Annotated in this window: 10 protein-coding genes; 9 read left to right on the top strand and 1 reads right to left on the bottom strand. The window is 60.8% G+C overall.

Going from position 1 to position 13,043, the window contains the following annotated elements; genetic code table 11:
• Window positions 1–76: 76 nt before the first annotated feature.
• The 9 genes from NRB16_RS21025 to trpE all read left to right on the top strand — a co-directional run bounded on the left by NRB16_RS21025 (window position 77) and on the right by trpE (window position 10,543).
• The gene (locus NRB16_RS21025; protein WP_045484247.1) at window positions 77–2,074 is read left to right on the top strand and encodes a transporter substrate-binding domain-containing protein; all 1,998 of its coding nucleotides are present in this window, start codon (window positions 77–79) and stop codon (window positions 2,072–2,074) included.
• A 5-nt stretch (window positions 2,075–2,079) separates the two neighbouring features.
• Window positions 2,080–2,709 carry a response regulator transcription factor gene (locus NRB16_RS21020; protein WP_045484244.1) on the top strand — a complete coding sequence of 210 codons (630 nt, stop codon included), beginning with the start codon at window positions 2,080–2,082 and terminating at the stop codon, window positions 2,707–2,709.
• 254 nt (window positions 2,710–2,963) lie between these two features.
• Window positions 2,964–4,088 (top strand): ABC transporter ATP-binding protein, encoded by a 1,125-nt coding sequence (locus NRB16_RS21015; RefSeq protein WP_045484241.1) that lies wholly within the window; start codon window positions 2,964–2,966, stop codon window positions 4,086–4,088.
• Window positions 4,089–4,159: 71 nt separating this feature from the next.
• Window positions 4,160–5,191 (top strand): polyamine ABC transporter substrate-binding protein, encoded by a 1,032-nt coding sequence (locus NRB16_RS21010; RefSeq protein ID WP_045484238.1) that lies wholly within the window; start codon window positions 4,160–4,162, stop codon window positions 5,189–5,191.
• A gap of 78 nt (window positions 5,192–5,269) precedes the next feature.
• Window positions 5,270–6,517, top strand: coding sequence for an ABC transporter permease (locus tag NRB16_RS21005; protein ID WP_045484236.1), 1,248 nt, complete (start codon window positions 5,270–5,272; stop codon window positions 6,515–6,517).
• A gap of 11 nt (window positions 6,518–6,528) precedes the next feature.
• A complete protein-coding gene (locus tag NRB16_RS21000; protein ID WP_045484232.1) occupies window positions 6,529–7,353 on the top strand; it encodes an ABC transporter permease in 825 nt (274 codons plus the stop codon).
• 144 nt (window positions 7,354–7,497) lie between these two features.
• Window positions 7,498–8,172, top strand: a complete 675-nt coding sequence (gene rpe / locus NRB16_RS20995; protein ID WP_045493903.1) for a ribulose-phosphate 3-epimerase — start codon at window positions 7,498–7,500, stop codon at window positions 8,170–8,172.
• Window positions 8,169–8,987: a phosphoglycolate phosphatase gene (locus NRB16_RS20990; RefSeq protein WP_045484229.1), complete on the top strand. Its 819-nt coding sequence runs from the start codon at window positions 8,169–8,171 to the stop codon at window positions 8,985–8,987. The genes rpe and NRB16_RS20990 overlap by 4 nt, the downstream gene beginning before the upstream one ends.
• Before the next feature lie 83 nt (window positions 8,988–9,070).
• Window positions 9,071–10,543, top strand: a complete 1,473-nt coding sequence (gene trpE, locus NRB16_RS20985; protein ID WP_045484226.1) for an anthranilate synthase component I — start codon at window positions 9,071–9,073, stop codon at window positions 10,541–10,543.
• Between the two features lie 98 nt (window positions 10,544–10,641).
• On the opposite strand, the gene estP is transcribed toward trpE, so the two are convergent.
• On the bottom strand, window positions 10,642–12,579 hold the full coding sequence (gene estP, locus NRB16_RS20980; RefSeq protein ID WP_257106846.1) for an esterase EstP: 1,938 nt from the start codon (window positions 12,577–12,579) through the stop codon (window positions 10,642–10,644).
• Between the last annotated feature and the right edge of the window lie 464 nt (window positions 12,580–13,043).

Raw genomic sequence — 13,043 nt, 5'->3', positions numbered from 1 at the left:
TGGCAACCTGACAAGGCAGCAGCGTACAGGTGGGTTTGCCTGTCCGGGTATGGGAACAGACGAGAATGAAGCCTTGATGATAGCGGTTGTGCGTGGTTTTTTTATCGGCAGCCTGACGCTGCTCTTGATGCTGGCCACGCTGCCAGTGCGAGCGGATGAGCCTGAGCCTTCGTTTTGGGCGCCCCTGACCCGCGAACAGCGTGCCTGGCTTGACCAGCATGGCCCGCTGCGCGTTGGTTTATTGCTGCGTGCACCTTACGCGCAGTTTGATCAGCGGCTGCAGCAGTTGTCCGGGGCCAACGTCGACCTGATGAAGTCGGTGGCCAGCGCTCTGCGGGTGGAGCTGGTGTGGCGGACCTACCCGGATCAGGCGGCCATGGAAAAGGCCCTGAAGGATGGCGAGCTGGATCTGGCCCCAGGTTTGATGCAGACCCCGGCCGGGCTGCGCCACTGGCTGTTCTCTGATCCTTACCTGCGGGTTTCGCAACTGCTGGTGGGGGAGCGCGACGGTGGCGGGACGGTGGACCTTGAAACTCTGGATGAGCGTTCGCGGGTGGCGGTGCGCATGCCCGGTGCTACGGCGGATTATCTGCGCAGCAACTTTGCTCATCTGAACCTGCAAGGCGTGCCGCTGGAGCGTCAGGCGCTGCAACTGCTGCTCAGTCAGCAGGCGCGTTACGCGGTGGTGGACGAAGCGCAACTCAGCCGCCTGTTTCGTGAGCCGGAGTTCGCCGGCCTGGCGATTGTCGGCGATATCGGCTTGCCGCAGTTGTTGCGCATCGGCTCGCGGCGTGACTCGCCGGAGCTGGCGGCAATCGTCAGCGAAGCGCTGCTGGCGATTCCGGCCAAGGAGCTGGACCAGTTGCATACCCGCTGGATGCCGCTGACCTCATCGCGGTTCACCGAGTCCACGGGCTTGTGGAAGAACCTGTGTCTGCTGCTGTTGGCGCTGTTGCTGGCCAGTGCGGCGATTGTCGTGTGGCAGCGGCGCATGCAGCAGAGCCTGGAGCGGCAGTTGCTCGATGCCCGGGAAGACATTACCCGGCGCCTGGCCAGTGAGGAGGCGTTGCGCCTGGCGCAGTTCTCCATCGACCAGAGCACCGTAGGGATTCTTTGGGTCAATTGGGACAGCCGGGTGCGCTACGCCAATCATGCTGCCGAAACCATGCTGGGTTATGCCGCAGGCAAAGTGGTCGACCGGCCTTTGATCGATTTTGAGCCTGGCCTGCACATGGATCGCTGGCTGAACCTGTGGCGTAACGCCCGCTCCAGCGAAGACAGCCCGCAGGTGTTCGAAACCAACTGCATTCGCGCCGATGGCAGCGTGTTGCCAACCGACGTGTCGCTGAGCTTCCTGCGCTTTCGCGAGGCCGAGTACCTGGTGGTGTTTCTTAGCGATGTCAGCGAGCGACGCCGTGCCCACGAGCAGCTACGCGAGTTGTCAGCGCACCTGGAAAGCGTGCGTGAGGAGGAGAAAGCGCGGATTGCCCGTGAGGTGCATGACGAACTGGGGCAGATGCTCACCGTGCTTAAACTGGAAACCTCCATGTGTGAGCTGGCCTATGCGGATCTGGACCCAGGGCTGGGCGAACGCCTTAACAGCATGAAACGCCTGATCGCCCAGTTGTTTCAGCTGGTGCGCGATGTCGCCACGGCGCTGCGCCCGCCGATTCTGGATGCCGGAATCGCCTCGGCCATTGAGTGGCAGGCGCGGCGTTTCGAAGAGCGCACCCAGATCCCGTGCCTGGTGCAGGTGCCGGATAACCTGCCGGCGCTCAGTGATGCGCGTGCCGTCGGTCTGTTTCGTATCCTTCAGGAGGCGTTGACCAATGTCATGCGTCATGCCGCTGCGCACTCGGTTCAGATCAGCCTGACCCTGGCCGATAACCTGTTATGCCTGAGCATCGCTGATGACGGTAAAGGCTTCGATCCGCAGACCGAGCGGCCGGCGTCTTTCGGTCTGGTCGGCATGCGTGAGCGGGTGCTGATGCTGGGCGGCAGTCTGGAGCTGGACAGCGAACCGGGCGAGGGCACAACCTTGCATATCTATATCCCCATCCCGCAGCAGGAGTGAGCACTGTGATTCGTGTACTGGTAGCCGAAGACCACACCATCGTGCGCGAAGGCATCAAGCAGCTCATCGGTCTGGCCAAGGACATGCAAGTGGTTGGCGAAGCCAGCAACGGCGAACAGTTGCTGGAGACTTTACGTCAGGTGCCTTGCGAGGTGGTGTTGCTGGACATCTCCATGCCCGGCGTCAACGGTCTGGAAGCCATTCCACGGATTCGCGCGCTGAACAATCCACCGGCAATCCTGATGCTGTCAATGCATGATGAAGCGCAAATGGCCGCCCGGGCACTGAAGTTCGGTGCGGCGGGGTACGCGACCAAGGACAGCGATCCGGCATTGCTGCTGACCGCGATTCGCCGGGTGGCGGCCGGTGGGCGCTACATCGACCCGGAACTGGCCGACCGCATGGTGTTTGAGGTCGGTCTGACTGACAGCCGACCACTGCACTCGTTACTGTCCGAACGCGAGTTTTCGGTGTTCGAGCGTTTGGCTCAGGGCGCCAACGTCAACGACATTGCCCATCAGTTGGCCCTCAGTAGCAAGACCATCAGTACCCACAAGGCGCGGCTGATGCAGAAACTCAACGTCAATTCGGTGGCCGAACTGGTCAAATATGCGCTGGAGCACAAGCTGCTTTAACCCTGCACTTATCTGTAACCGACTGGGTAGGAGCGGCTTCAGCCGCGAATAATCGCGACGGTTCGCGGCTAAAGCCGCTCCTGCGAGGTTCAAGGCAATTTTGCATATTCAATAGCGTCATCCGTGTAGGGCGATCCCTACAAATCACCTTCCATCGCGCTTAGCTCATTCTCTCCGCGCTGCCGATTTGCGTGGCCTATGGCCTGCACTAATCTTGAACTCACGCAGTCATAGTCATAACAAAGGTGTGGGTAATGAGCGACGTCGATTCAAGTGCTGGGGCCAATGATGTTCTGGTCAGCTTTCGTGGTGTGCAGAAGAGCTACGATGGCGAATCACTGATCGTCAAAGACCTGAACCTGGATATTCGCAAAGGCGAGTTCCTGACCCTGCTCGGGCCGTCCGGCTCGGGCAAGACCACCAGCCTGATGATGCTGGCCGGCTTCGAGACGCCGACCGCCGGGCAGATCCTGCTTAACGGTCGGGCCATCAACAACGTGCCACCACACAAGCGCGACATTGGCATGGTGTTCCAGAACTATGCGTTGTTCCCGCACATGACGGTGGCCGAGAACCTGGCATTCCCGCTCTCGGTGCGTGGCCTGAGCAAGACCGACATCGGTGAGAAGGTCAAACGTGCCTTGGGCATGGTCCAGCTCGACGCCTTCGCGCATCGTTACCCGACCCAGATGTCCGGTGGTCAGCAGCAGCGTGTGGCGCTGGCCCGTGCGCTGGTGTTCGAGCCGCAACTGGTGCTGATGGACGAACCGCTGGGGGCCCTCGACAAGCAGTTGCGTGAACACATGCAGATGGAGATCAAGCACCTGCACCAGCGCTTGGGCGTGACCGTGGTCTACGTGACCCACGACCAGGGCGAGGCGCTGACCATGTCCGATCGCGTGGCAGTATTCCATCAAGGCGAAATCCAGCAGATCGACGCCCCGCGCACGCTCTATGAAGCGCCGAAAAATACTTTTGTAGCCAACTTCATTGGCGAGAACAACCGCCTCAATGGCCGCCTGGTCAGCCAGGAAGGTGAGCGTTGTGTGGTGGAACTGAGCCGTGGCGAGAAGGTTCAGGCGCTGGCGGTGAACGTCGGCCAGAGCGGCGACCCGGTGACGCTGTCGATCCGCCCTGAGCGCATCAGCCTCAATGGCCGCAGTGAGAGTTGCGCCAACCGTTTCTCTGGCCGGGTGGCCGAGTTCATCTACCTGGGCGACCACGTCCGGGTGCGTATGGAGGTCGCCGGTAAAACCGACTTCTTCGTCAAACAGCCAATCGCCGAACTCGACCCTGCCATGCGCGTGGGCGATGTCGTGCCGATCGGTTGGCAGATCGAGCACGCCCGTGCGCTCGATCCGCTGCAGCAAGTGCACTAAAACCCTGAACAGAGACGATCCATCGTCCTCACTCATTGCTTAACCAACACTGCCCGTGGAGAGAAGAATAAATGCTCAAACCATTGAAGTTCACCGCTATTACGCTGGGAATGATGTGTGCAGCGCACGCCATGGCAACCGATCTGACCGTTATTTCCTTCGGCGGCGCCAACAAGGCCGCCCAGGAAAAAGCCTTCTATGCCCCGTGGGAGAAGGCTGGCAACGGCAAGATCATTGCAGGTGAGTACAACGGTGAAATGGCCAAGATCAAGACCATGGTCGACACCAAGAGCGTGTCCTGGGACCTGGTAGAGGTTGAGTCGCCGGAGCTGGCACGCGGTTGCGACGAAGACATGTTCGAAGAGCTGGATCCGAAGCTGCTGGGTGATGCTGGCAAATACGTCAAAGGCGCGATTACCACCTGTGGCGCAGGCTTCTTCGTCTGGTCCACGGTCCTTGCCTACAATGCCGATAAAGTCAGCACCGCACCGACCAGTTGGGTTGATTTCTGGGACACCAAGAAATTCCCGGGCAAGCGCGGCCTGCGCAAAGGCGCCAAGTACACTCTGGAATTCGCCCTGATGGCCGATGGTGTGGCACCGAAAGATGTCTACACCGTACTGGCCAGCAAAGACGGCCAAGACCGCGCCTTCAAGAAACTCGACGAGCTCAAGGCAAATATTCAGTGGTGGGAAGCCGGTGCCCAGCCGCCGCAATACCTGGCCTCGGGTGACGTTGTCATGAGTTCGGCCTACAACGGTCGTATTGCTGCGGTGCAGAAAGAAAGCAACCTTAAAGTGGTGTGGAACGGCGGCGTGTATGACTTCGACGCATGGGCCATTCCGAAGGGTTCGAAAAATGCCGAGGCGGCCAAGAAGTTCATTGCCTACACGTTGGGCGCCGAACAGCAGAAGACTTATTCGGAAAACATCGCTTACGGCCCGGCCAACACCGACGCTGTGAAGCTGCTGGACAAGACCATTCTGGCTGACATGCCGACCACCGAAGAAAACATCAAAGACCAGGTGCAGATGAACGTTACGTTCTGGAACGACAACGGCGAAACCCTGGAGCAGCGCTTCACTGCCTGGGCTGCCAAGTAAGCGTCTGCCCCTGCGTAAGACCGGGGGTATTTCCTGTCAGGGGAATGCCCCCCTCGTTAAAAGATTTCGGAGTTCGCTATGGCCACCGCCGTGCCCCTGTCTGAAGGCGCCAGTCCCAACCTCAAGCAACGTCTGGCTCGTGCCGAACGGGTCAACCGTTTCAAGGCTCAGGCATTGATCGCGCCGCTGGTTATATTTCTGCTGTTGGTGTTTCTGGTGCCGATTGCTGCGCTGCTTTACAAGAGCGTGGGTAACCCAGAGGTCGTTGAAGCACTGCCTACCACCATCGTTGAGGTGGACAAGTGGGATGGCAAAGGCCTGCCGCCGGAAGCGGCGTACAAGGCGTTGAGCCTGGACCTTGCTGAAGCCCGCAAGAATTCGACTGTAGGTGAGCTGTCCAAGCGCCTGAACCAGGAACTGGCCGGTTATCGCAGTCTGTTGAGCAAGACCTCCCGTGCGCTGCCGTTCGCGACTGAACCGGTGTCGTACAAAGAAGCACTCGAAGCGCTGGACGAGCGTTGGGGCGACCCGGCCTATTGGCAGGCGATTCGTCGTAACACCAGTAGCGTCACCCCATATTACCTGCTGGCAGCGCTCGATCACCGTATCGACGATGTTGGCGAAGTGGCCCCGGCCTCACCGGATCAGGCCATCTACCTGGATATTTTTGCCCGCACCTTCTGGATGGGGCTGGTGATCACCGCCATCTGTCTGGTGCTGGCCTACCCGCTGGCTTACCTGCTGGCCAGCCTGCCGTCGCGGCAGAGCAACTTGCTGATGATTCTGGTGCTGTTGCCGTTCTGGACCTCGATCCTGGTGCGGGTGGCGGCGTGGATCGTGCTGCTGCAATCGAGTGGCTTGATCAACAGTGCGCTAATGGCCATGGGCATTATCGATAAACCGCTGGAGCTGGTGTTCAACCGGGTCGGGGTGTACATCGCCATGGTGCACATCATGCTGCCGTTCATGATCCTGCCGATCTACAGCGTGATGAAAAACATCTCGCCGAGCTACATGCGTGCGGCGATTTCGCTGGGTTGCCACCCGTTCGCCAGTTTCTGGCGGGTGTACTTCCCGCAGACCTACGCCGGGATCGGTGCTGGTTGCCTGTTGGTGTTCATCCTGTCGATCGGCTACTACATTACTCCGGCGTTGCTGGGCAGCCCGAACGATCAGATGGTCAGCTACTTCGTTGCCTTCTACACCAACACCAGCATCAACTGGGGCATGGCGACAGCGCTGGGCGGCCTGCTGCTGCTGGCGACCATCTTGCTGTACCTGATCTATAGCTGGTTGGTCGGCGCCAGCCGCCTGCGTCTGAGCTGAGGAGAATCGCCATGCTGACCCCTTACACTTCGCCCGTCGAGCGCATCTGGTACTACAGCCTGCGCATCCTCTGCGCGCTGATTCTGCTGTTTCTGGTGCTGCCGGTGCTGGTGATCGTGCCGCTGTCGTTCAACTCCGGAAGCTTTCTGGTCTACCCGCTGCAAGGGTTCTCGCTGCAGTGGTATGAAAACTTCTTCGAGTCAGCCGAGTGGATGCGCGCCCTGAAAAACAGCCTGATCGTCGCCCCGGCAGCGACCTTCCTGGCCATGGTGTTCGGCACCTTGGCTTCGATCGGCCTGACCCGTGGCGATTTCCCCGGCAAGCCGCTGGTCATGGCCCTGGTGATTTCGCCCATGGTCGTGCCGGTGGTGATCGTGGGTGTTGCCAGCTACCTGTTCTTCGCGCCATTGGGGCTGGGCAACAGCTACACCGCGCTGATCCTGGTGCATGCGGTACTGGGTGTGCCGTTCGTGATCATTACTGTGTCGGCCACTTTGCAGGGCTTTAACCATAACCTGGTGCGTGCCGCCGCCAGCCTGGGCGCTTCGCCGCTGACCGCGTTTCGCCGCGTGACCCTGCCGCTGATCGCCCCTGGCGTGATCAGTGGCGCGCTGTTCGCCTTCGCCACCTCGTTCGACGAGGTGGTGGTGACCCTGTTCCTCGCCGGCCCCGAGCAAGCGACCCTGCCCCGGCAGATGTTCAGCGGCATCCGCGAGAACCTTAGCCCGACCATCGCCGCTGCCGCGACCTTGCTGATCGGCTTCTCCGTGGCCCTGTTGCTGGTGCTGGAATGGTTGCGCGGGCGCAGCGAGAAACTGCGCACCCAGGCGGAATAAAGCAGCCACAAGCTGCGAGCTTCAAGCGGCAAGCAAGAGCGGTCCGTGGTGAAGGCTGCTCTTGCTTATGGCTTGCAGCTTGCGGCTTGAAGCTGCTACTGGGGTACAATGCGCGCCACCGTGATTCAGTCCAACAGGTGCGCCATGCAGCCCTTCGTTATTGCTCCATCGATTCTTTCCGCCGACTTCGCCCGCCTCGGGCAGGATGTCGACAGTGTCCTGGCCGCTGGAGCCGACTTCGTGCACTTCGATGTAATGGACAACCATTACGTGCCGAATCTGACCATCGGCCCGATGGTATGCAGCGCTTTGCGCAAGTATGGCGTCACCGCGCCGATCGATGTGCATCTGATGGTCAGCCCGGTCGATCGCATCATCGGCGACTTCATCGAGGCCGGTGCCAGTTACATCACTTTCCACCCCGAAGCCAGCCAGCATGTTGATCGGTCCCTGCAACTGATCCGTGACGGTGGCTGCAAGTCGGGCCTGGTGTTCAACCCGGCCACGCCATTGAGCGTGCTGGAGTACGTGATGGACAAGGTCGACATGATCCTGCTGATGAGCGTCAACCCAGGCTTCGGCGGGCAGAAGTTCATTCCCGGTACGCTGGACAAGCTGCGTCAGGCACGTGCGCTGATCGACGCATCGGGCCGTGACATTCGTCTGGAAATCGACGGCGGTGTGAACGTGCAGAACATCCGCGAGATTGCTGCCGCCGGGGCCGATACCTTCGTGGCTGGCTCTGCGATTTTCAATGCCCCGGACTACAAGCAAGTCATCGACAAAATGCGCAGCGAGCTGGCAGCGGCCCGCCCATGAGCGGCTTCGAACAGCTTTTTCCAGGCCAGTTGCCGAAACTGATCATGTTCGATCTGGACGGCACCCTGGTCGACTCGGTGCCCGACCTGGCCGTGGCAGTCGACAAGATGCTGCTGGGGCTTGGGCGTCCGGCGGCGGGGTTGGAGGCTGTACGGGCCTGGGTTGGCAATGGCGCACCGGTGCTGGTGCGCCGTGCCTTGGCCGGGGATATCGAGCATGCGAGCGTCGATGCCGGGTTGGCCGAACAGGGGCTTGAACTGTTCATGCAGGCCTATGCCGAGAAGCATGAACATACCGTGGTGTACCCCGGTGTGCGCGAAACCCTGAAGTGGCTGCAGAAGAAGGGCGTGGAAATGGCCCTGATCACCAACAAGCCGGAGCAGTTCGTCGCGCCGCTGCTTGATGAGATGAAACTGGGGCGGTTTTTCCGCTGGATCATCGGCGGCGATACCCTGCCACAGAAAAAACCCGACCCGGCGGCGTTGTTTCAGGTCATGAAAATGGCCGGAGTAGACGCCTCCCAAGCACTGTTCGTGGGCGATTCGCGCAGTGATGTGCAGGCGGCCAAGGCGGCCGGGGTTGCCAGTGTCGGCCTGACCTATGGTTACAACCATGGGCGACCGATTGCCGAGGAGTCGCCGTCGCTGGTGATTGATGATCTGCGCAAGCTGATTCCCGGTTGCCTGGACATGGGCGCTGAGATACTGTTGCCCGACATTGAACATCCCTCGCAAAGAGATTCCATCGTGGTGGTCACTCGCAAACTCTGGATGAAAGTCATCAAGGCCCTGGCCCGCTGGCGCTGGCGCGCCTGACTTGTTCCTGGCCGCGCATGCGGCACGTTTGCCATGGGCAACTTGCCCGACTGACTGTTTATCCTCATACCACGAGGCGTTTCATGAACCGCGAAGAATTCCTGCGTCTGGCCACTGAAGGCTACAACCGTATCCCGTTGGCCCTCGATACACTGGCCGATTTCGATACTCCCTTGTCGATCTATCTCAAACTGGCTGACCAGCCCAACTCCTATTTGCTGGAGTCGGTGCAGGGCGGCGAGAAGTGGGGGCGTTACTCGATTATCGGCCTGCCGTGCCGCACGGTATTGCGCGTCTATGGCCACAAGGTCAGCGTGACCCGCGATGGCGTCGAGATCGAGAGCCTGGAGGTTGAAGATCCGCTGGCGTTCGTTGAGACCTTCAAGGCCCGCTATAACGTGCCGACCCTGCCGGGGTTGCCGCGTTTCAATGGGGGGCTGGTCGGTTACTTCGGTTATGACTGTGTGCGCTATGTCGAAAAACGTCTGGCCACCTGCCCGAACCCGGACCCGCTGGGCGTGCCCGATATCCTGCTGATGGTTTCCGATGCGGTAGTGGTATTCGACAATCTGGCCGGCAAGATGCACGCCATCGTGCTGGTCGACCCGGCGCAGTCCGATGCTTATGAAAACGGTCTGGCCCAGCTTGATGCGTTGATGGAAAAGCTCCGCCAGCCGATCACCCCGCGTCGTGGGCTGGACCTGTCGCGTCCGCCGGCCGCCGAACCTGCGTTCCGCTCAAGTTACACCCAGAGCGACTATGAGCGGGCCGTAGACACCATCAAGCAGTACATCCTGGCAGGCGATGTGATGCAGGTGGTGCCGTCGCAGCGGATGTCCATCGACTTCAAGGCTGCGCCTATCGATCTGTATCGGGCGCTGCGTTGCTTCAACCCGACGCCGTACATGTACTTCTTCAACTTTGGCGACTTCCATGTGGTGGGCAGCTCGCCGGAAGTGCTGGTGCGGGTCGAGGACAACCTGGTCACCGTGCGACCGATTGCCGGGACCCGTCCGCGTGGCGCGAACGAAGAAGCCGACCGGGCGCTGGAAGAAGACTTGCTGTCCGACGACAAGGAAATTGCCGAACACCTGATGCTCATCGATCTGGGACGTAACGACACGGGGCGGGTCTCTGAAATCGGCACCGTGAAACTGACCGAGAAGATGGTCATCGAGCGTTATTCCAACGTGATGCACATCGTCTCCAACGTCACAGGCCAGCTCAAGAGTGGCCTGACGGCCATGGATGCATTGCGGGCGATCCTGCCGGCCGGCACCCTGTCAGGGGCGCCGAAGATCCGTGCCATGGAAATCATCGACGAACTGGAGCCGGTCAAGCGCGGCGTCTACGGCGGTGCGGTGGGTTACCTGGCGTGGAACGGCAACATGGACACCGCCATCGCTATCCGCACCGCAGTGATCAAGGATGGCGAGCTGCACGTGCAGGCTGGTGGCGGCATCGTGGCCGACTCGGTGCCGGCGCTTGAATGGGAAGAAACCATCAACAAACGCCGCGCCATGTTCCGCGCCGTTGCTTTGGCTGAGCAGCAGTAGGAGGGGCCGGGTGGCGCTCCGCTTGTAGGACCGGCTTTAGCCGGGAAGAAACGGTTAACGATTCCCGGCTAAAGCCGGTCCTACAGCTCCCGCTCGCTTCAGAAATCCAGACTCACTCCGACACTGACCCCTTGCTGGGTCAGTTCGTCGTTCTTGCGCCAGTTGTAATTGGCGCGCAGGCTCAGGTCGCGACTGATTTTATGTGCCACCCCAAGGCTGGCGCGGTTGAGGTTGCGCTGAGGCTCATAGCCTTGTAGCTCGAAGTTGATCGACGACAGGCTGGTCAGGGCCATGCGCAGTTGTTGCGGGTCGGTTTCGAACTCGCGCTCGTGGGCGATTTCGCCGAACACTTGGGTGGCATTGCTCAATTGCCATTTGCCTAGCAGGCCGACCCCGGCGCGCTTTGAGGTGCGCTCTTGATCGTCGATGGTCAGGGCGGTCGAGCCATTACCGAGCTCGCGATAGCCATCCACGTTCACCCGGGCATAGTCGGCGCTGATGAACGGCGACAGGTGCCAGGGGCGGTTGGCGCCGGCCAGGTCATAGCCCAGTCGTGCACTCAATGCCCACAGGTGACCGTCGGTGTCACCTTTTTGCTGGGCTTCGGCGACGCCCAGAGCGAATTTGCGCTCGGCCCGATCATAGTCGAGACGCCCGCCGGACGCGGCCAGATCAGCCCACAGGTTGTTGGCCTGGTACTGCAGGAAAGCGCTGGCGATATAACCATTGAGGCGGTAGTGCGAATCAAGCGTTCCTGCTTTCAAACTCTGCCGATAGGCTCCGGCAACCAGACCGCTGCGCCAGTGCTCGGCAAACCGGTAGCTGCCGCCGAGGGTCAGGTTGTAGCCACGGCCATCGGCTTGGGCGCCGCTGCTTTGGGCGTCGATATCCAGATGCTGACCGCCGGCGGCGACGAGGCTGCGCCACTGGCCAATCGGTTGCCATGCACCGAAGTCTGCCAGCCATTGCGAGCGCAGCTCATCCTGTTGGCTACGCAAGGTGCTGTGACCCATTTCCGGCAGCAGGGTCAGTTCCCAAGGTGCAGAGAGGATCGACCAGCCGTAATCGGCGAGCAGTTGTTGTGCAGCGGTGGTGGGGTGTACGCGGTCATTGAAAAACAGCTTGCTCGGGTCCGGGCTGCTGCCGTTCAGGCCGTAGATCGGGTTGGCTGTGCAGCTGTCGCCGCTGAAGCAGGTGCCGATCAGATTGGTATTGGCTGCAAAGCCGTAACGGGCCGGGTCGGCCAGGGTTTCGCTGATGAACAGCGGAATGTTCAACGGGATGATCTGCGCATCGATCTGCGCCAGTTGCGCGACCAGTTGGCTGTTGAAGGCGGCACTGAGTTGAGAGACCAAAGGTTGTGCCGGATTGCCGCTGAAGGCCGGAGTCTGGCCGATGTCCGGCAGCAGCCAGACCATGATGTAGCGTGCACCGGCCTGCTGCAGTGTTTGGGCGCTGTCGGCCAGGCGGCCACCGGCGGCCCGCGCATCGCTGGCACTCAGTACCCGGCCCTGGAGGAAGTCGTTGCCGCCGCCAGTCAGGTAATACAAGGCATCGGGATCAGCGCGAAAGTTATTGCCGGGCAGGTAACCCGGCCGGGTGCGCAAGGTGGTTCCCGAGTTGGGGTCGACCACGCTGGACTGCGAGGTAATGGCCGCCAGGATCTGGTCAGTGCGATACCCGCCGACCGCCCAATTGTTGCCGTCGGGCAGACCCAGGGCGGCGTTGAGCGGTGAAGTCGAGGCATTCAGATCGGCAGGCGCAATGCCGAGCATCATGCCCAGCAGGGTCGAAGAGCTGTAGCCGGTCATTTCACCGCTGCCGTAGGTCGGACCAGTGCGGTTGGTAAACCGCAGGCTCGCGCCGCTGGGGCCGGCGAGATCCGGGAATTGCCCGGCATCGGCCAGGCTGTCGCCGAAGACGAACAGGGTCGAGTAAGGCGCTGCGGTGCCCGGCGTCGGCAGGCAGCCCAGTGATAGCAGGCAAGCCAGCAGCGGCTTGCGCAACGAGGAAAACGGCGAGACGAGTGAGCGCATGGTAGCCATCCGTGTTGTTGTTTTTACCGGCCCCAGACACCCTAGCAAGCATTGGCACAGTTGCCAGGCCGATGGCCGGTTACGCGCAGCATTGGGCGTAATACGCGATGTCTGTCTGGGCAAATGATGTGCTTGTGGGCTGATGCGCTTTAACTGTCGGTTTCTGATGGGATATTGCGTCGGTTTTCTTGCGTACAATGATTGCGCGGTGTGACCCGGTACGCTAATGTCCCGAAACGTTTAGAAGAGACTCCTTCCGTGACGACTGTCAGCAAACTCTTGATGCGCGTTATCAAGGCTCACGCCCGTTGGCGTTGGCGCGCCTGACTATTCTCCTTCCGGCCACGCCGGACTCGTAACAATGTGCCCTCGTAATCTGTCTGCTGGTGCGCCCCGGATGCCTGATCATCCTGGTGATGGTGACCTGTGAGCGACGACCTGCGCGGGGCGGTTTCAAAGTCAGC

The organism is Pseudomonas sp. LJDD11, from assembly GCF_024584215.1.
Taxonomy (GTDB): domain Bacteria; phylum Pseudomonadota; class Gammaproteobacteria; order Pseudomonadales; family Pseudomonadaceae; genus Aquipseudomonas.
The sequence above is the reverse complement of the archived record's forward strand: the minus strand, read 5'-3'. Positions and strand labels throughout refer to the sequence as shown.